Genomic DNA, 19603 nt, shown 5'->3' with positions numbered 1-19603 from the left:
GACTGGCAGAGGTACATACTGTGGAAGCACACCTTCACGAATGGCTGAACCTGAGCATTCGCTGGGTTCACATGATCACCGGCGTTGCCTGGATCGGTGCATCGTTCTACTTCGTCTGGCTGGAGAACCACCTGAACCGAAGCAACCCGCGCGATGGGTTGTCGGGTGATCTCTGGGCGATTCACGGCGGTGGTATCTACCACCTGGAGAAATACAAGCTCGCCCCCCCGAAAATGCCCGAGAACCTGCACTGGTTCAAATGGGAAGCCTACTTCACCTGGATGTCCGGTATCGCCCTGCTGTGCGTGGTGTTCTACTGGAACCCGGCGCTGTACCTGCTGGCGCCTGGCAGCACCCTGAGCGGTGCCGAAGGCGTGGCTATCGGTATCGGTTCGCTGATCGCTGGCTGGTTCATCTATGACTTCCTGTGCGACTCGCCCTTGGGCAAGAAGCCAGCGCTGCTCGGTGGTGTGCTGTTCGTGCTGATCATCGCTGCCTGCTGGGGCTTCAGCCTGGTGTTCAGCGGCCGTGGTGCCTACCTGCACACCGGCGCGATCATCGGCACCATCATGGTCGGTAACGTGTTCCGCATCATCATGCCGGCCCAACGCCAGCTGGTGGCGGCGATCGAGAACAATCAGACGCCCGACCCGGTACTGCCGGCCAAGGGCCTGCTGCGCTCGCGTCACAACAACTACTTCACCCTGCCGGTGCTGTTCATCATGATCAGCAACCATTTCCCGAGCACCTACGGTAGCCAGTACAACTGGCTGATCCTGGCCGGTATCGCAGTAGCCGCGGTTCTGATCCGCCACTACTTCAACACCCGCCACGACAGCAACAAGTACGCCTGGACCCTGCCCGTCGGCGCCTTGGCGATGATCTGCCTGGCCTACGTTACCGGCCCGAAACCGATGGCCGTAAGCCCTGAGCAAGCCGCAGCGAAGATTGATTACCAACCGCTGCCGGCAACTGCCGTAGGCGGCAAGACCGCTGCCGAGCAGCGTGCCGAGGACGCCGCCAAGGCTGCCGAAGCACCCGCCGCACCTGCGCAGGCACCGGCCCAGGCCGCTGCCCAGGCCGGTGGTGGCGACTTCGACAAGATCCACAATGTCATCCAGGAACGCTGCACCGTGTGCCACTCGTCCAAGCCGACCAGCCCACTGTTCAGCGCCGCTCCTGCCGGCGTGATGTTCGACACTCCGCAGCAGATCCAGGCCCAGGCCGCGCGCATTCAGGCGCAAGCGGTTGCCAGCCAGATCATGCCGCTGGGCAACATCACCCAGATGACCACCGAAGAGCGCAAGCTCGTCGGCGACTGGATCGCCAAAGGCGCCCAGGTCAACTGACAGCACCTCGCCAGGCAACCCGCCCCCCCCAAGGGAATCACCTTCCCCTGTAGGAGCGGGCTTGCCCGCGAAGAGGCCGGAAGCCCCGGCCTCAAGCTCCATGTGTTACGCAACAAGCAAGCATCGAGCGCGCAGGCATGAGGCCTGCCGCTTGGATCCGAGAATAAAAACAAAACTCGAGGTGCTGCATGTCCGAGTCACGCAAGGCGTATATCCCCATTGCGCCGCCGCGAGAACCCTTGCCCCTGTTCCAACTGTTCCTGGTTGGCCTGCAACACGTTCTGCTGATGTACGGTGGCGCGATCGCCGTGCCGTTGATCATCGGCCAGGCCGCCGGGTTGTCCCGTGAAGAAGTCGCTTTCCTGATCAACGCCGACCTGCTGGTCGCTGGCGTCGCTACCATCATCCAGTCGTTCGGTATCGGCCCGGTGGGCATCCGCATGCCGGTGATGATGGGTGCCAGTTTCGCTGCCGTCGGCAGCATGGTGGCCATGGCCGGCATGCCCGGCGTGGGCCTGCAGGGGATCTTCGGCGCGACCATCGCTGCCGGGTTCTTCGGCATGCTGATCGCGCCGTTCATGTCCAAGGTTGTCCGCTTCTTCCCCCCACTGGTCACCGGTACGGTGATCACCTCGATTGGCCTGTCGCTGTTCCCGGTGGCCGTCAACTGGGCCGGTGGCGGCCAAGACGCTCAAACGTTCGGCTCGCCGATCTACCTGCTGGTGGCCGGCCTGGTACTGGCCGTTATCCTGCTGATCAACCGCTTCATGCGCGGTTTCTGGGTCAACGTGTCGGTACTGGTGGGCATGGGCCTTGGCTACATCCTGGCCGGCTCCATCGGCATGGTCGACCTGTCGGGTCTGAATGAAGCACCGTGGTTGCAGGTGGTCACCCCGCTGCACTTTGGCATGCCGACCTTCAGCCTGGCGCCGATCCTGTCCATGTGCCTGGTAGTGGTGATCATCTTCGTCGAGTCCACCGGCATGTTCCTGGCCCTGGGCAAGGTGACCGATCGCGAAGTCACCCCTGGCATGCTGCGTCGCGGCCTGCTGTGCGATGCCGGTGCGTCGTTTATTGCGGGCTTCTTCAACACCTTCACCCACTCCTCGTTCGCCCAAAACATCGGCCTGGTGCAGATGACTGGGGTGCGCTGCCGCTATGTCACCATCGTGGCCGGTGCACTGCTGATCCTGCTCAGCCTGCTGCCCAAGGCGGCCTTCCTGATTGCCTCGATCCCGCCTGCGGTACTGGGCGGCGCGTCCATCGCCATGTTCGGCATGGTCACCGCCACCGGGATCAAGATTCTTCAGGAGGCGGACATCGGCGACCGCCGCAACCAGCTGTTGGTTGCCGTGAGCGTCGGCTTCGGGTTGATCCCCGTGGTGCGTCCGGAGTTCTTTGCCCAGATGCCACAGTGGATGGAACCCATCACCCACAGCGGTATCGCCATGGCCACGGTCTGTGCCCTGGTGTTGAACGTTCTGTTCAACATCCTTGGCGGTGCCGACCGCGCAATGCACAACGACGTCTGTCACCAGCATTGAGCCAAAAGGGGCGGTGCATGACCGCCCCTCATCACCTCTGCAGTAACCGCTACGCCGTCGACCCGCCGGAATGGGTCGCCCGGGGCGCCTGCGCGCCAAAAAAACCGCCAACAAAAACAATAAGTCCGGGAATCACAACATGAAGCGCATCACCACGTCCCTGTTGTTGGGCAGCAGCCTGCTGGCCACCCTACCCTCGCACGCAGGCGAATGGCTGCAATGGCACGGCGAAAGCCTGACCTACCTGTACGGCAAGGACTTCAAGGTCAACCCTGATATCCAGCAGACCATCACCTTCGAGCACGCCAACAAATGGAAGTACGGCGACACCTTCATGTTCGTCGACAAGATCTTCTACAACGGCAAGGCCGACCCCGGCAAAGGTGTGACCACCTACTACGGCGAGTTCAGCCCACGCCTGTCATTGGGCAAGATCTTCGACCGCAAGCTTGCCTTCGGTCCGATCAAGGACGTGCTGCTGGCCATGACCTACGAGCGCGGTGAAGGCGACAACGAGGCCTACCTGATCGGCCCAGGCTTTGACTTGAACATCCCCGGCTTCAACTATTTCACCCTCAATTTCTACGTGCGCAACACCGAAGGCAGCCGCCCCGGTGACAATGTCTGGCAGATTACCCCCGGCTGGTCGTACACCCTCCCTGTCGGCCGGTCAGACATTCTGATCGACGGTTACATGGACTGGGTTACCGACAACGACCAGACCCGCCGTGGCACCTATCACGCCAACCTGCACTTCAACCCGCAGGTTAAATACGACCTGGGCAAGGCGCTGAACCTGGGCGCCAAGCAGCTCTACGTCGGCTTTGAATACAGCTACTGGAAAGACAAGTACGGCATTGACAGCCGCGGCAACCTGGACAGCAACCAGAGCGTGGCCAGTGCGCTGATCAAGGTGCACTTCTAGGAAGTTGACCAAACGCACAAGTTTGAATCACCCCGCTCCAGGACGGAGCACTTGAGGCGCGGCGCGCAAGCCAGTAATCTGCGCGCCCCCTCGATCAGGGCAGAACGGATTCTGCCTGCGTTTACTGACCGCTCAGTCAATGAATACGGGCGGTTGGCCAACGTGTTGCCAGCCTGAAAGACCCTTTTCATCCGTTCAGAACGAAGTCGAGCAGGAAGGTTTTGCCAACCCGGAAAAGTTGGCTCGACCCTTGCCAAACAGCTGTGGCCTATCGAAAAAAGCTGACTTAAAAGACAAAAAAGCGCCAACAACGAGCGCTGACAACAGATCAATCAAGGGAGCGACACTCGCAATGCGTACCATCAACAGCCTGATCCTTGCCGGCGGCCTGCTGGCCTGCGGCACCACCTTCGGCGGCGACCTGCTGCAATGGCAGAACAACAGCCTGACCTACCTGTGGGGCAAGAACTTCAAGGTCAACCCCGAGACCCAGCAAACATTCACCTTCGAACACGCCGACGCGTGGAAGTACGGCGATAACTTCTTCTTCGTCGACAAGATCTTCTACCAAGGCAAGAAGGACGCCAGCAACGGCCCTAACACCTACTATGGCGAGTTCAGCCCACGCCTGTCGTTCGGCAAGATCTTCGACCAGAAGCTGGAGTTGGGCCCGGTCAAGGACGTGCTGCTGGCGATGACCTACGAGTTTGGCGAGGGTGACACCGAGTCTTACCTGATCGGCCCGGGCTTCGACCTGGCCATCCCGGGCTTCGACTACTTCCAGCTGAACTTCTACAACCGCACCACCGACGGCAGCCGCGCTGGCGACAACGTGTGGCAGATCACCCCGGTGTGGTCGTACACCATTCCGGTCGGCGATTCCGACGTGCTGATCGACGGCTTCATGGACTGGGTGGTGGACAACGACGAGAACCGCCGCGGCACCTACCAGGCCAACCTGCACTTCAACCCGCAGATCAAGTATGACCTGGGCAAGGCGCTGCACCTGGGCGAAAAGCAGTTGTATGTGGGTGTGGAGTACGATTATTGGAAGAACAAGTACGGTATCAAGGACAGCGATGCCTTTACAACCGACCAGAACACCATGAGCTTCTTGGTGAAAGTGCACTTCTGACGCACTGAAAAGTTAACAGCGCCGTTATGTAGCGGCGCTGTTACGCAGTAAAAAATCAGCTTTAACTTACACGCTCACAGGCATTTATCCACTGGTGCGACGTTTTGCCTGGCAGCGGCGACGCAGCCCTGTGGTGGCGTCTGCTGGCCACGCGCAGAACGCCTCATGGCCACCGCTCAAACTTTTGACATTTTTTTTGCATAGCCTGAACTAATCTGCTTTTCTTCGCACCATTCCAAAAAGAAAACAGGCCTACTTAATGCGCACCCACCTCGCCGCCCCGTGGCGGTATCTTATGCTAGTTTGCTCACTCTGGTTCGGCATCTTCCTGCTGACCCGCCTGGTATTACTGGTCACCCATCTTGATGAAGTACATGGCGACTACTTCTCATTATTCTTGAGTGGTGCCGTGTACGACCTGAGCTTCCTCACCTACGCTGCACTGCCGTTGGGGCTGTACCTGGCGATATGCCCGACCGCACTGTGGCGCACGGCCTTACATCGCAGGCTGATGGGCGGCGCACTCATCGTCAGCCTGTTCGTGATGCTGTTCGTCGCCGTGGCCGAGTGGCTGTTCTGGGACGAATTCGGTGTGCGTTTCAACTTCATCGCCGTCGACTACCTGGTCTACTCCAAAGAAGTGCTGGACAATATACGCGAGTCGTACCCGCTACCGACCCTGCTGGGTAGCATTGCCTTGGTGGCCGTGCTGCTCGCACTGATTCTGCGCAAACCGCTCTCCCGTGCACTCGCTGCGCCCAGCGCCAACCTGCGCCAGCGCCTTGGCGGCCTTGCCCTGCTGGCAGTGCTGGGCGGGCTCAGCGTACTCCTGATCGACCAGCAGTTCCCCCGCGGGCAGGGCGGTAACGCCTATCAGCGCGAACTGGCAAGCAACGGCCCGTACCAGTTCTTTGCCGCGTTCCGGAACAACGAGCTGGACTACACCCAGTTCTACGCCAGCCTCAACGCCAGCGAAGTCGGAGCGCAGATGCATCAAGAGCTGGCCGAGCCCAACACGCAGTTCAAAGCCAGCGAACCTGAGGACATTCGCCGTCATATCAACGCCAGCGGCGCACCACGCAAGCCCAACATCATCCTGGTCACCATCGAGAGCTTCAGCGCCAAGTACATGGGCAGCAACGGCGACCCGCGCAACCTCACGCCCAACCTGGACGTACTGCGCACGCAGAGCCTGTACTTCAACAACTTCTATGCCACCGGTACCCGTACCGACCGGGGCCTGGAAGCCATCACACTGTCAATCCCCCCTACCCCCGGCCGCTCGATCGTCAAGCGCATCGGCCGCGAAAGCGGCTATGCCAGCCTTGGTCAGCAGTTGAAGGCTGTCGGCTATGACGCAGTGTTCGTCTATGGCGGGCGTGGCTACTTCGACAACATGAACGCGTTCTTCAGCGGCAACGGCTATCGCATCGTCGACCAGAGCAGCGTCCCCGAGAACGAAATCAGCTTCAAGAACGCCTGGGGCATGGCCGACGAGGACCTGTACCGGCAGACCCTCAGGCTGGCCGATGCCGGCCACGCCAGGCAGCAGCCATTCTTTCTGCAACTGATGACCACCTCCAACCACCGCCCCTACACCTACCCGGACGGCCGCATCGACATTCCTTCGGGCGATGGCCGCGAAGGTGCGGTGAAATACACTGACCATGCCATTGCGCAGTTCCTGCAGGAAGCCAAGGGCAAGCCATGGTTCGACAATACCCTGTTCGTGTTTGTCGCCGACCACACCGCCGGTAGCGCCGGGGTGGAAGACCTGCCGGTGCGCAATTACCAGATTCCGCTGTGGATCTATGCACCCAAGCTGATCGCCCCGCGCGAGGATCCGCAACTGGCAAGCCAGATCGACCTGGCACCCACCCTGCTCGGCCTGCTCAACCTGAGCTATACCTCGACCTTCTTCGGCCGCGACCTGCTGCGCAATAACCAGTTGCCACCCCGGGTACTGATCGGCAACTACCAGCATCTGGGGCTGTTCGACGGCAAGGACCTGGCGATCCTCAGCCCACGCGGCGGCATGCGGGTGCACCAGGATGCCCTGGGCAACAGCCGGGAAATGAGTGCAGACAGTGACAACCCGCTGATCCGCCGGGCGATTGCCTATTACCAAAGTGCTGCCAACGATTTCAGCAAGGGGTTGCTGGCCTGGAAGCCGCAGGAGGAAGGGGCGGTGGCCGAACAGTAGACCTGCAATCCGGCGATGGCACCGGCGTTGCCGGTGCTCACGGGCAAGCCCGTTCCTGCAGAAACAAGCAATCCCCTGTAGGAGCGGGTTCACCCGCGAACCGGGGCAAAGCCCCGGCCACACGCCTCAATTGGCTGGCCGAACCGCCCGCCACAATTTCCCCGCAACGCTTACCACCGCCAGCACCACAGCACCTGCGATGACTCCGGCCCCGCCGTTGAGCAACGCCCCGGTCAACGCCCCGCCACGCCCTTCGCTGAACGCCTCGATGGCATGATGCAGCGGCTCGATGCCATGCACCAGGATCCCACCCCCTACCAGGAACATCGCCGCAGTACCAATCACCGACAGGCTCTTCATCATGTAGGGCGCAGCCCGGAGGATGCCGTTGCCAACCAACTGAGCCAGACGCGAGGCCTTCGTGGTCATCCACAGCCCCAGGTCGTCGAGCTTGACGATGCCGCCGACCAGCCCGTATACCCCGATGGTCATGACAATGGCTATGCCCGAGAGCACGATGATCTGTTGCGGCAGCGGCGTATCCGCCACTATCCCCAAGGTAATGGCAATGATCTCGGCCGACAGGATGAAGTCGGTGCGCACCGCGCCCTTGATCTTGGCCTTCTCGAAGGCCACCAGGTCGACATTGGCGTCCGCCACGGCTTGCTGTCGAGCCTTGTGCTGCGCGTCGTCCTCATCCTTGCTGTGCAGGAACTTGTGCGCCAGCTTCTCGAAACCCTCAAAGCACAGGAACGCGCCACCCAGCATCAACAACGGCGTAACCGCCCACGGTATGAACGCACTGATCAGCAGCGCGGCCGGAACCAGGATCGCCTTGTTGACGAACGACCCCTTGGCCACCGCCCACACGACCGGAAGTTCGCGATCGGCGCGCACGCCGGTGACCTGCTGGGCATTCAGCGCCAGGTCATCACCCAGCACACCCGCTGTCTTTTTCGCCGCGACTTTGGTCATTAGCGAGACGTCATCCAGCAGCGTGGCGATGTCGTCGATCAGTACCAGTAGACTGCTTCCTGCCATGTTTGCTTGTATCCAAATAAGTCAATGTGCCGGATTCTAGCCCAAAGCCGCTGCCTTGAGCGCCCGTCGACCCCGGTGCTACCATGCCCGATCCCCCTTAGAGGTGGCCAGACACGAGGAAGATCCCTGACCATGAGCACCATTCGCGAGCGCAACAAGGAATTGATCCTGCGCGCGGCCAGCGAGGAATTCGCCGACAAGGGCTTCGCCGCCACCAAGACCAGCGATATCGCGGCCAAGGCCGGCCTGCCCAAGCCGAACGTGTATTACTACTTCAAGTCCAAGGACAATCTCTACCGCGAGGTCCTGGAAAGCATCATCGCGCCGATCATGCAGGCATCCACGCCGTTCAATGCAGACGGCGACCCGAAGGAAGTGCTGAGTGCGTACATTCGCTCGAAGATTCGCATTTCGCGTGACCTGCCCCATGCGTCCAAGGTGTTCGCCAGCGAGATCATGCATGGCGCGCCGCACCTGTCTCCGAACCAGGTCGAGCAGTTGAACGAACAGGCCCGACACAACATCGAGTGCATCCAGCGCTGGATCGACCGCGGGCAGATCGCCCATGTGGACGCGCATCACCTGATGTTCAGCATCTGGGCGGCGACCCAGACCTATGCCGACTTCGACTGGCAGATTTCTGCGGTGACCGGCAAGGCCAAGCTGGCCGACAGTGATTATGACGCGGCGGCCGAAACCATTATCCGCATGGTGCTCAAGGGTTGTGAGCCAGAGGTGGCCTGACATGGCCAATGGGGACCGCATTCCACTGGGGTCGCACGCCCCTGTGGGAGCAACCGTCTTGCTCAATTTCTAAAAGCTGGCGCGATCCGTGTGGGAGCGGCCTTGCGTCGCGAAAGGGCTGCACAGCAGCCCCGGGGCTTCAGCGTCGATGCAAATAATGCCGGGGCCGCTTCGCGGCCCTTTCGCGACACAAGGCCGCTCCCACAGGCCGGTGTTCAGCCTCAGCCCAGCGCAGTGTCGAGAAACATCATCACCGCAAACCCGCCCATCAACCCTGGGTAATGGAGCTGGGTGCAGCGCTGGGCATCAAGGTCGAGCCGGCGCTGGAAGCCCTGAAAGTCGCCGTACACATCTAAAGCCTGGCGCAGTCCTTGTGGGGCCTTGTGTCGCGAATGGGCCGCAAAGCGGCCCCAGCTGACTTGAGCCTTACGCCGCTACCCCGGCATCTGCCCGCAACCCCACCTCCTCGATCGCACTGATCGCACACTGCTCGTCGATATCCGACGTATCGCCGCTGATCCCCAAGGCACCCAGCACCTTGCCGTCCTGATCACGAATCAGCACCCCACCTGGCGCCGGCACCACCGGCCGCTCACCCATCCCGTTCAACGCGGCAAAAAAAGCCGGCCGCTGCTGCGCATCCAGCGCCAGCAAGCGCGACCCCTTGCCCAAGGCAATCGCACCCCAGGCTTTGCCAGTGGCCACTTCAGGCCGAATCAGGCTCGCGCCATCCTCACGCTGCAACGCCAGCAGGTGCCCGCCGGCATCCAGCACCGCAACGGTCAGTGGCGCGGCGTTGATCTTGCGGCCTGCCGCCAGTGCGGCGTTTACCAGGCTGACAGCGATTTTCAGGTTCAAGACGTTCATGGAAAGGTCCTCTTCTTGTTGTGAGAAGCCCTAAGGGCAGTTGAAAACCGATAGAGCAAATAGAACACAACGAGATGTATTTTTGTATACAATATTTTGAAACGATCGTATGCGATGGCGCAAATAGCCGTTTTCACGGCCGCTTTGACGAAAGCGAGCCCACCCGATGAAAACCCATTGACCTGAGCCGCCAGGCGTGAATACACTCTGTCGCAAAGCAAGTTGTATACAATTACAAAATCGATGAGGCACAAACCATGAGCAAAATGAGAGCAATCGATGCAGCCGTTCTGGTCATGCGCCGTGAAGGTGTAGATACCGCGTTCGGCATCCCGGGGGCTGCCATCAACCCGTTGTATTCGGCCCTGAAGAAAGTCGGTGGCATCGATCACGTCCTCGCTCGTCACGTCGAAGGTGCCTCGCACATGGCCGAGGGCTACACCCGCGCCAACCCGGGCAACATCGGTGTGTGCATCGGCACTTCCGGCCCTGCCGGCACCGACATGGTCACCGGCCTGTACAGCGCCTCGGCCGACTCCATCCCGATTCTGTGCATCACTGGCCAGGCGCCACGTGCCCGCCTGCACAAGGAAGACTTCCAGGCTGTCGACATCACCAACATCGTCAAGCCAGTGACCAAGTGGGCGACCACCGTTCTGGAGCCAGGCCAGGTGCCTTACGCCTTCCAGAAGGCCTTCTATGAAATGCGTACCGGCCGCCCAGGCCCGGTGCTGATCGACCTGCCGTTCGACGTGCAGATGGCCGAAATCGAATTCGACATCGATGCCTACGAACCACTGGCAGTCAACAAGCCATCCGCCACCCGCGTACAGGCCGAGAAAGCCCTGGCCCTGCTCAATGACGCCGAGCGCCCACTGCTGGTAGCCGGTGGCGGCATCATCAACGCCGACGCCAGCGACAAGCTGGTCGAATTCGCCGAACTGACCGGCGTACCCGTGATCCCGACCCTGATGGGCTGGGGCACCATCCCGGACGACCACGCCCAGATGGTCGGCATGGTTGGCCTGCAGACCTCGCACCGCTATGGCAACGCAACCCTGCTGAAGTCCGACCTGGTATTCGGTATCGGTAACCGCTGGGCCAACCGCCACACCGGTTCCGTCGATGTCTACACCGAAGGCCGCAAGTTCGTGCATGTCGATATCGAACCGACCCAGATCGGCCGCGTGTTCACCCCGGACCTGGGCATCGTTTCCGATGCTGGCAAGGCACTGGACGTGTTCCTGGAAGTGGCCCGCGAGTGGAAAGCGGCCGGCAAGCTCAAGTGCCGCAAGGCCTGGCTGGAAGAGTGCCAGGAGCGCAAGTCGAGCCTGCAGCGCAAGACCCACTTCGACAACGTGCCGGTCAAGCCGCAGCGCGTCTACGAAGAAATGAACCAGGTGTTCGGCAAAGACACCTGCTACGTCAGCACCATCGGCCTGTCGCAGATCGCCGGCGCGCAGTTCCTGCATGTGTACAAGCCACGCCACTGGATCAACTGCGGCCAGGCCGGCCCGCTGGGCTGGACCATCCCTGCTGCACTGGGCGTGGTCAAAGCCGATCCGAAGCGCAAGGTTGTGGCGCTGTCGGGTGACTACGACTTCCAGTTCATGATCGAAGAACTGGCGGTGGGTGCGCAGTTCAACCTGCCGTACGTTCACGTACTGGTGAACAACGCCTACCTGGGCCTGATCCGCCAGGCGCAGCGTGGCTTCGACATGGATTACTGTGTACAACTGGCGTTCGAGAACATCAACTCGACCGACGCTGCCACCTACGGTGTCGACCACGTCGCCGTGGTCGAAGGCCTGGGTTGCAAGGCCATCCGTGTGTTCGAGCCAGCAGAAATCGCCCCTGCCCTGATCAAGGCACAGAAGATGGCCGAAGAGTTCCGCGTGCCGGTGGTGGTTGAAGTGATTCTCGAGCGTGTGACCAACATTTCCATGGGCACCGAGATCAACGCGGTCAACGAATTCGAAGACCTGGCCCTGGTCGGCAACGACGCGCCAACCGCCATCTCGCTGCTGGACTGATCGCCTGACGCCCCCAGGCACGCCCTGGGGGCCTTCATCGCAAGGAGACAACTCATGCCTCGCTTCGCTGCCAACCTGTCCATGCTGTTCACCGAACAGGACTTCCTGGCCCGCTTCAAGGCTGCCGCCGATGCTGGTTTCAGCGGCGTCGAATACCTGTTCCCCTATGACTTCAGCGCAGCTGAAATCAAGCAGCAGCTGGAGGCCAACGGCCTGACCCAGGTGCTGTTCAACCTGCCGGCCGGCGACTGGGCCAAAGGTGAGCGCGGTATCACCTGCCACCCTGACCGCGTCGAGGAATTCCGCGCGGGTGTCGACAAGGCCATCGAATACGCCAAGGTGCTGGGCAACACCCAGGTCAACGCCCTGGCCGGCATCCGCCCACAAGGCCCGGACTGCGCCACCGTGCGCAAGACCTTCGTCGAGAACCTGCGCTACGCCGCTGACAAGCTCAAGGGCGCCGGTATTCGCCTGGTCATGGAAATGATCAACACCCGCGACATCCCAGGCTTCTACCTGAACACCACCCAGCAGGCCCTGGAAATCCAGGCCGAGGTGGGCAGCGACAACCTGTTCCTGCAATACGACATCTACCACATGCAGATCATGGAAGGTGACCTGGCTCGCACCATGGAAGCCAACCTGAAACTGATCAACCACATCCAGCTGGCCGACAACCCCGGCCGCAATGAACCAGGCACCGGCGAGATCAACTACCGCTTCCTGTTCGAACACCTGGACCGCATTGGCTACCAGGGCTGGGTGGGCGCGGAGTACAAGCCCAAGACCACTACCGAAGCAGGCCTGGGCTGGCTGAAAACCCACAACGCAATCTAAGGCTGATCGAGGTCCTGTGACACATGCCTGACCCTGTAGGAGCGGGTTCACCCGCGAATGCGACGTTGGCTTCACTGCCGCTTTCGCGGGTAAGCCCGCTCCCACAGAATTCTGTGTCCAACAACGGGCCTGTGCAGCCTGCTCCATCGAGATTCAACAAATACAACGAGGTAATCTCTCATGGCTAAAATCGGTTTCATCGGCACCGGCATCATGGGCAAGCCCATGGCCCAGAACCTGCAAAAAGCAGGTCACAGCATCTTCGTTTCCACCCACCACGACGCCGCGCCAGCCGACCTGATCGCCGCCGGTGCCGTGGCCCTGGCCAACCCGAAAGAAGTTGCCCAGGAAGCCGAATTCATCATCGTCATGGTTCCCGACACCCCGCAGGTCGAAAGCGTCCTGTTCGGTGAAAACGGCGTGGCCGAAGGCGTTGGCCCGAACAAGGTGGTGATCGACATGAGCTCGATCTCCCCTACCGCTACCAAAGCCTTCGCCGAAAAAATCAAGGCTACCGGTGCCGCCTACCTGGACGCGCCAGTGTCCGGTGGTGAAGTCGGCGCCAAGGCCGCGACCCTGAGCATCATGGTCGGTGGCTGCCCGAAAGCCTTCGAGCGCACCCTGCCGCTGTTCGAAGCCATGGGCAAGAACATTACCCGGGTCGGTGGCAACGGTGACGGCCAGACCGCCAAGGTCGCCAACCAGATCATTGTCGCCCTGAACATCCAGGCCGTGGCCGAAGCCCTGCTGTTCGCCGCCAAGAACGGCGCCGACCCTGCCAAGGTGCGTGAAGCACTGATGGGCGGCTTTGCTTCGTCGAAAATCCTCGAAGTGCACGCCGAGCGCATGATCAAGGGCACCTTCGACCCAGGCTTCCGCATCAACCTGCACCAGAAGGACCTGAACCTGGCCCTGCAAGGCGCCAAGGAACTGGGCATCAACCTGCCCAACACCTCCAATGCCCAGCAAGTGTTCAACACCTGCCAGGCACTGGGCGGCGGCAACTGGGACCACTCGGCGCTGATCAAAGGCCTGGAGCACATGGCCAACTTCTCGATCCGCGACGACAAATAAGTCGTTTTTAGCCTTCACTAGCCTCTTCGCGGGTAAACCCGCTCCTACCAAAGACCGCACAATCGCTCAGAGCTGTGCATGTAGGAGCGGGGCTTGTCCGCGAAGAAGCCAACGCCGTTGAACCTGCGACCACAGGCCCAATGGTGGCATCGAGCAACACCCGCCCCTGGTTCGGCCTGCACGGAGGCAGTTCCAGGGGCGTTTTTGATTCTGCAGAACAACAATAATTGGGAGCCTGCCATGTCGGTCGATCCGCAAAAACTTCTCCGCGAACTGTTCGACACAGCCATCGCCGCCGCCCACCCCCGTCAAGTCCTCGAACCCTACCTGCCCGCCGATCGCAGCGGCCGGGTTATCGTCATCGGCGCCGGCAAGGCCGCAGCTGCCATGGCCGAAGTGGTCGAGAAAAGCTGGCAGGGCGAAGTCTCCGGCCTGGTCGTGACCCGTTACGGCCACGGCGCCAACTGCCAGAAGATCGAGGTGGTCGAAGCCGCCCACCCGGTCCCGGACGCTGCCGGCCTGGCTGTGGCCAAGCGCGTGCTGGAACTGGTCAGCAACCTCAACGAAGAAGACCGCGTCATCTTCCTGCTGTCTGGCGGTGGCTCGGCGCTGCTGGCCCTGCCTGCCGAAGGCCTGACCCTGGCCGACAAGCAGCAGATCAACAAGGCACTGCTGAAATCCGGCGCCACCATCGGCGAGATGAACTGCGTGCGCAAGCACCTCTCGGCGATCAAGGGCGGGCGCCTGGCCAAGGCCTGCTGGCCGGCCACGGTCTACACCTATGCTATTTCCGATGTACCGGGCGACCTCGCCACGGTCATCGCTTCCGGCCCCACCGTGGCCGACCCGAGCACCTCGGCCGACGCCCTGGCCATCCTCAAACGCTACAACATCGAAGCGCCCAAAGCGGTCATCGACTGGCTGAACAACCCGGCCTCGGAAACCGTCAAGGCCGATGACCCGGCCCTGGCCCGCAGCCACTTCCAGTTGATCGCCAAACCCCAGCAGTCGCTCGAGGCCGCCGCGGTCAAAGCCCGTCAGGCCGGTTTCAGCCCGCTGATCCTCGGCGACCTGGAAGGTGAATCGCGCGAAGTGGCCAAGGTGCATGCCGGTATCGCCCGGCAAATCGTTCAGCACGGCCAGCCGCTCAAAGCGCCCTGCGTGATCCTGTCGGGTGGCGAAACCACCGTGACCGTGCGCGGCAATGGCCGTGGCGGGCGCAACGCCGAGTTCCTGCTCAGCCTCACCGAAAGCCTGAAAGGCCTGCCGGGCGTGTACGCCCTGGCCGGTGACACCGACGGCATCGATGGCTCGGAAGAAAACGCCGGCGCCTTCATGACCCCGGCCAGCTACGCCAGCGCCGAAGCCTTGGGCCTGTCGGCCAGCGACGAGCTGGACAACAACAACGGCTACGGCTACTTCGCCGCGCTGGATGCGCTGATCGTCACCGAACCGACCCGCACCAACGTCAACGACTTCCGCGCCATCCTGATCCTCGAGACTGCCCAATCATGACGCCTGATAAAAAAGTTAAGATCCTCGCCACCCTTGGCCCTGCGATCAACGGCATCGACGATATCCGCCAGCTGGTCGAAGCCGGGGTGAACATCTTTCGCCTCAACTTCAGCCATGGCGAGCATGCCGACCACGCCCTGCGCTACCAGTGGATCCGCGAAGTCGAGCAGCAACTGAACTACCCGCTGGGCATCCTCATGGACCTGCAAGGGCCGAAGCTGCGCGTTGGCCGCTTCGCCGAAGGCAAAGTGCAGTTGCAACGCGGGCAGGCCCTGCGCCTGGACCTGGACAAAACCCCGGGCGACAGCCGCCGGGTCAACCTGCCGCACCCCGAAATCATCGCCGCCCTCGAGCCCGGCATGGACCTGCTGCTGGACGACGGCAAACTGCGCCTGCGCGTGACCGCCAAGCACAGCGACGCGATTGACACCGAGGTGCTGAACGGTGGCGAGCTTTCCGACCGTAAGGGCGTCAACGTACCGCAAGCGGTGCTCGACCTCTCCCCGCTCACCGAAAAAGACCGCCGCGACCTGGCCTTTGGCCTGGAGCTGGGTGTGGACTGGGTCGCCCTGTCGTTCGTGCAGCGCCCTGAGGACATCGTCGAAGCGCGCCAGCTGATTGGCGACCGCGCCTACCTGATGGCCAAGATCGAGAAACCATCGGCCGTCGAGCAACTGCAAGCCATCGCCGAGCTGGCAGACGCGATCATGGTGGCCCGTGGTGACCTGGGCGTGGAAGTACCGGCCGAGAGCGTGCCGCAGATCCAGAAGCGCATCATCGGCACCTGCCGCCAGCTGGGCAAACCCGTGGTGGTGGCCACGCAGATGCTCGAGTCGATGCGTTTCTCGCCAGCGCCAACCCGTGCCGAAGTCACCGACGTGGCCAACGCGGTGGCCGAAGGTGCCGATGCAGTGATGCTGTCGGCCGAAACCGCCTCGGGTGATTACCCGCTGGAAGCCGTGCAGATGATGAGCAAGATCATCCGCCAGGTTGAGAACGGCCCGGACTACCAGGCCCAGCTCGACGTCGGCCGGCCAAAGGCCGAGGCCACCGTGTCGGACGCCATCAGCTGCGCGATCCGCCGCATCAGCGGCATCCTGCCAGTGGCGGTGCTGGTCAACTACAGCGAGTCGGGTGCCTCGACCCTGCGCGCGGCACGCGAGCGGCCACGGGCACCGATCCTCAACCTGACGCCGAACCTGAACACCGCACGCCGCCTCAGCGTGGCTTGGGGTGTGCATTCGGTGGTCAACGACCGCCTGCGTCAGGTGGACGAGGTGGTTTCCACTGCCCTGGAGATTGCCCAGGCGCAAGGCATGGCCAGCCGTGGCGACACGCTGCTGATCACCGCTGGCGTGCCTTTCGGCAAGCCGGGTACGACTAACACGCTGCGGATCGAGACTTTGATCTGAGATTGCCGGGGGCGCGTTGCGCCCCTTTCGCGACACAAGGCCGCTCCCACAGGGCCACGCTGGCACAAGGGAATGCGATCCCTGTGGGAGTGGCCTCGTGTCGCGATTGGAGGGCAAAGCCCTCCCCGAATACCGCTCTACCCGACCGCGGAAAACCGAGGCCCAAAGAGGCCCACCGCTCCCCCATCAACCTCACTGACTGCCCCATGTACACCAAAAATTTCGTCAACCCGTGCCCCGACTGGGCCACGGCGTTACTCAACGGCTTCAGCCAGGTGCTGCTGCTGCGCAACCCCCTGTGCGGCCTGTGCTGCCTGCTGGCCATCCTGCTGACCGCACCCAACCTGGTCGGCGGCGCGCTGCTTGGCGCCCTGGCCGGCCTGCTCACCGCCCAGGCACGCGGCTATGACCGTGCCGACCGCCAGGCCGGGCTGTACTGCTACAACGGCGTACTGATCGGCATTCTGATCAGCGCCGTGCTGCCCTGGTCGGTCATATTGCCCCCCCTGATCATCGCCGCCGGCGGCCTGTCCAGCATCATCACCCACCAGTGGCGCAAGCGCGGCGGCAAGTTGCTGGTCGCCTATACCGCGCCATTCGTGCTGCTGGGCTGGGGCACACTGCTAGTCGTCAGCCCCTCACCAAGCGGCTTCGTCGAAGCTGACCCGCTGTACGCGTTGGCCCGCGGCGTGGGCCAGATCTTCCTGCTTGATCAACCCTTGGCCGGGCTGCTGATCATCGTCGGCATGTTCATCGCCAATCCCTATGCGGCGCTGTGGGCGGTGATCGGCTCGGCCATTGGCGGCGGGGTGGCGTTGCTCGCCGACCAGGCACAGGCAGCGTGGCTGGGTTTGTATGGCTTCAATGCCGCGCTGGCGGCACTGGCGTTTAGCCGCCAGAGGGAAAAACCATGGGTGACGTTGCTAGCAATTGCCCTGGCCCTGCTGCTGCAACCGCCGTTCAAGTTGCTTCCGATACCTGGCCTGACGGCGCCCTTCGTCATCGCCTGCTGGCTGATGCACCTGAGCGGCCACTTGAAGCAGGTAGGCGAACGCTCCAACACCAAGAGTCTGCGCAGTTAGATGTCACATCACTGATTCATTCAAAAAAACTTCTAAACTTCTTACGTCCCTTGCGGATTGCCGCGCCCAGCCCAGGCATACTCAGGTCCTGCTTTGAAAAATCAGTCATCGTTGACTCACTAATTAAAATCACGTCGGAATCGTACATAACTTGACCGTTACCGCTTATTCTCGCATGAGTTGGATTAACCTTCATCAAAGTGAAACCCGCTTTGATGAACTCACTGGCGAAAGCCTCCAATGACTTCATCTCAATACCCTCAGTAGGGACAAGCACATCCCTGACGAATAGAGTTCGATCTTTGTTCACATAAAACCACCCACTTGTACTTACAGTTGGGTCTTCACGTTCAAGAGGCACACCATCAATATCTTTTGCCCTAAAGCGGCTGATCCGCCCACCTGAAGGTGCTTTAGGGTTGTAAGAAAACCCCTGAACACGATAATTCTTTTTCCGTATGGACGCGAAGATCGGGTCGAACACCGACGGATTATTGGAAAATCGGGTTTGACCATCGGGGTCGCTGAAATTGACAGGGTCACCTCCACAATACGCATAAGCGTTGATCCCACCGCTTCCAAATGGACTCAACGTATCCGGACTATTAAACCGCATTAGAACCGGACTATAAACCCGATGCCCATTACCCAGAAAATACCCGCGCATTGCACCATCCAAAAACTGGCCATTAAATGCCAATCGAGCACTACGCTCACTGCATCCCAAGTAGCCATATACTGAATAAGCCAACCTTCCGCATGCCCCTCTGGGCAACTCAAGTAAGCATCTCATTTTAACTCCTTAGCCGTAGTTCCATTAGTCCCATACTGCATCGAATGAAGGATGCAGGAAACTGGCATTTTTATTAGGTCGGCTCCGAATTTTCGCGTTGCAAGCTCCGGCGAAGACCCTCTACGCTTGCAGATCAAGGCCAAGGAATCCCCTTCACATGTCCACCCCGCAATCTTTACGCGAACGCCTCTACATCATGGTCTTCCAGACCGACACCGTAGCCGGCCGCCGCTTCGACAAGATCCTCCTGCTGATCATCCTGGCCAGCCTGGTCACCGTCATTCTCGACAGCATCGACGAAGTGCACCAAGGCTACGCCGGCCTGCTGGCCGGCATCGAGTGGGGCTTTACCGCGATCTTCCTGGCCGAATACATCACCCGCCTGTACTGCTCGCCCAAGCCGTTGCGCTATGCCTTCAGTTTCTACGGCCTGGTCGATTTACTGGCGATCGTGCCGGGGATCCTCGCGCTGTACTACAGCGACGCCCAGTACCTGCTCATCATCCGGGTCATCCGGATGCTGCGGATCTTCCGTGTACTCAAGCTCAGCCCGTACCTCAAGCAGGCCCATTACCTGATGGAGGCGCTACGCGGCAGCAAGCAGAAGATCATCGTGTTCCTGGTGACGGTATCGACGCTGGTAACGGTGTTCGGCACGCTGATGTACGTGATCGAAGGGCCTGAGCATGGCTTTACCAGCATCCCCAAAGGCATCTACTGGGCCATCGTTACCCTGACCACCGTGGGCTTTGGCGACATCGTGCCCAAGACGCCGCTTGGGCAGGTGCTGTCGTCGCTGGTGATGATTACCGGTTACTCGATCATTGCCGTGCCGACCGGCATCTTCACCGCCGAGCTGGCCAATGCCATGCGAGGGGAGCAGCTGCAGCATGATTGCCCGACCTGCCACAAGAAGACCCACGAGCATGGGGCGGCGTTCTGTTCTCGCTGTGGGAATGGGTTGTTTCCCAAAGCGTGACAGCGCCTGCGCCGGCCTCTTCGCGGGTGAGCCCGCCCCTACAACAGGCCCGGACCGTGCGCGGTCCCCG

17 protein-coding genes are annotated in these 19603 nt (G+C 61.3%); 13 read left to right on the top strand and 4 right to left on the bottom strand.

Annotated elements, in window-relative coordinates; translation table 11 throughout:
* The first annotated feature begins 20 nt into the window (after positions 1-20).
* From LMH93_RS07925 to LMH93_RS07905, 5 genes are all read left to right on the top strand, one after another.
* Positions 21-1349, top strand: coding sequence for a urate hydroxylase PuuD (locus tag LMH93_RS07925; protein WP_102885747.1), 1329 nt, complete (start codon positions 21-23; stop codon positions 1347-1349).
* A 188-nt stretch (positions 1350-1537) separates the two neighbouring features.
* Positions 1538-2893: a nucleobase:cation symporter-2 family protein gene (locus tag LMH93_RS07920; RefSeq protein ID WP_003254336.1), complete on the top strand. Its 1356-nt coding sequence runs from the start codon at positions 1538-1540 to the stop codon at positions 2891-2893.
* A 139-nt stretch (positions 2894-3032) separates the two neighbouring features.
* Entirely contained in the window at positions 3033-3818 is a 786-nt protein-coding gene (locus LMH93_RS07915) for an outer membrane protein OmpK (RefSeq protein ID WP_003254337.1), read from the top strand.
* 352 nt (positions 3819-4170) lie between these two features.
* Positions 4171-4953, top strand: coding sequence for an outer membrane protein OmpK (locus tag LMH93_RS07910; protein ID WP_004576922.1), 783 nt, complete (start codon positions 4171-4173; stop codon positions 4951-4953).
* 295 nt (positions 4954-5248) lie between these two features.
* Positions 5249-7156 (top strand): LTA synthase family protein, encoded by a 1908-nt coding sequence (locus tag LMH93_RS07905; RefSeq protein ID WP_230064970.1) that lies wholly within the window; start codon positions 5249-5251, stop codon positions 7154-7156.
* Between the two features lie 126 nt (positions 7157-7282).
* On the opposite strand, the gene LMH93_RS07900 is transcribed toward LMH93_RS07905, so the two are convergent.
* Entirely contained in the window at positions 7283-8197 is a 915-nt protein-coding gene (locus tag LMH93_RS07900; RefSeq protein ID WP_004576920.1) for a DUF808 domain-containing protein, read from the bottom strand.
* Positions 8198-8329: 132 nt separating this feature from the next.
* Between LMH93_RS07900 and LMH93_RS07895 the strand changes: the two genes are divergently transcribed.
* A complete protein-coding gene (locus LMH93_RS07895) occupies positions 8330-8941 on the top strand; it encodes a TetR/AcrR family transcriptional regulator (RefSeq protein ID WP_014590197.1) in 612 nt (203 codons plus the stop codon).
* Positions 8942-9162: 221 nt separating this feature from the next.
* On the opposite strand, the gene LMH93_RS29645 is transcribed toward LMH93_RS07895, so the two are convergent.
* Both LMH93_RS29645 and LMH93_RS07890 read right to left on the bottom strand, forming a co-directional pair.
* Positions 9163-9291: a hypothetical protein gene (locus LMH93_RS29645; protein ID WP_014754328.1), complete on the bottom strand. Its 129-nt coding sequence runs from the start codon at positions 9289-9291 to the stop codon at positions 9163-9165.
* Between the two features lie 76 nt (positions 9292-9367).
* The gene (locus LMH93_RS07890) at positions 9368-9808 is read right to left on the bottom strand and encodes a GlcG/HbpS family heme-binding protein (protein WP_230064969.1); all 441 of its coding nucleotides are present in this window, start codon (positions 9806-9808) and stop codon (positions 9368-9370) included.
* A gap of 257 nt (positions 9809-10065) precedes the next feature.
* On the opposite strand from LMH93_RS07890, the gene gcl reads away from it, so the two are divergent.
* The 6 genes from gcl (at position 10066) to LMH93_RS07860 (ending at position 17761) form a co-directional block, all read left to right on the top strand.
* On the top strand, positions 10066-11841 hold the full coding sequence (gcl, locus tag LMH93_RS07885; RefSeq protein ID WP_003254345.1) for a glyoxylate carboligase: 1776 nt from the start codon (positions 10066-10068) through the stop codon (positions 11839-11841).
* Between the two features lie 54 nt (positions 11842-11895).
* On the top strand, positions 11896-12678 hold the full coding sequence (gene hyi / locus LMH93_RS07880) for a hydroxypyruvate isomerase (RefSeq protein ID WP_003254346.1): 783 nt from the start codon (positions 11896-11898) through the stop codon (positions 12676-12678).
* Between the two features lie 180 nt (positions 12679-12858).
* Positions 12859-13752: a 2-hydroxy-3-oxopropionate reductase gene (locus LMH93_RS07875; RefSeq protein WP_003254347.1), complete on the top strand. Its 894-nt coding sequence runs from the start codon at positions 12859-12861 to the stop codon at positions 13750-13752.
* Between the two features lie 240 nt (positions 13753-13992).
* Positions 13993-15267 (top strand): glycerate kinase type-2 family protein, encoded by a 1275-nt coding sequence (locus tag LMH93_RS07870; RefSeq protein WP_003254348.1) that lies wholly within the window; start codon positions 13993-13995, stop codon positions 15265-15267.
* The gene (pyk, locus tag LMH93_RS07865) at positions 15264-16679 is read left to right on the top strand and encodes a pyruvate kinase (protein ID WP_003254349.1); all 1416 of its coding nucleotides are present in this window, start codon (positions 15264-15266) and stop codon (positions 16677-16679) included. Before LMH93_RS07870 ends, pyk begins: the two co-directional genes overlap by 4 nt.
* A 206-nt stretch (positions 16680-16885) precedes the next feature.
* Complete coding sequence (locus LMH93_RS07860) at positions 16886-17761, top strand: urea transporter (RefSeq protein WP_003254350.1); 876 nt, start codon at positions 16886-16888, stop codon at positions 17759-17761.
* Between the two features lie 16 nt (positions 17762-17777).
* Here the strand turns inward: LMH93_RS07860 and LMH93_RS29830 are convergent, their stop codons facing one another.
* A complete protein-coding gene (locus LMH93_RS29830; RefSeq protein WP_442800194.1) occupies positions 17778-18554 on the bottom strand; it encodes an RHS repeat-associated core domain-containing protein in 777 nt (258 codons plus the stop codon).
* Positions 18555-18711: 157 nt separating this feature from the next.
* On the opposite strand from LMH93_RS29830, the gene LMH93_RS07850 reads away from it, so the two are divergent.
* The gene (locus LMH93_RS07850; protein ID WP_003254352.1) at positions 18712-19533 is read left to right on the top strand and encodes an ion transporter; all 822 of its coding nucleotides are present in this window, start codon (positions 18712-18714) and stop codon (positions 19531-19533) included.
* Positions 19534-19603: the final 70 nt, after the last annotated feature.

Origin of the sequence: Pseudomonas sp. CIP-10 (genome assembly GCF_020911845.1) — a bacterium.
In the GTDB taxonomy this organism is placed as follows: Bacteria; Pseudomonadota; Gammaproteobacteria; order Pseudomonadales; family Pseudomonadaceae; genus Aquipseudomonas; species Aquipseudomonas alloputida.
This window is presented reverse-complemented; position numbering and strand designations above follow the sequence as displayed.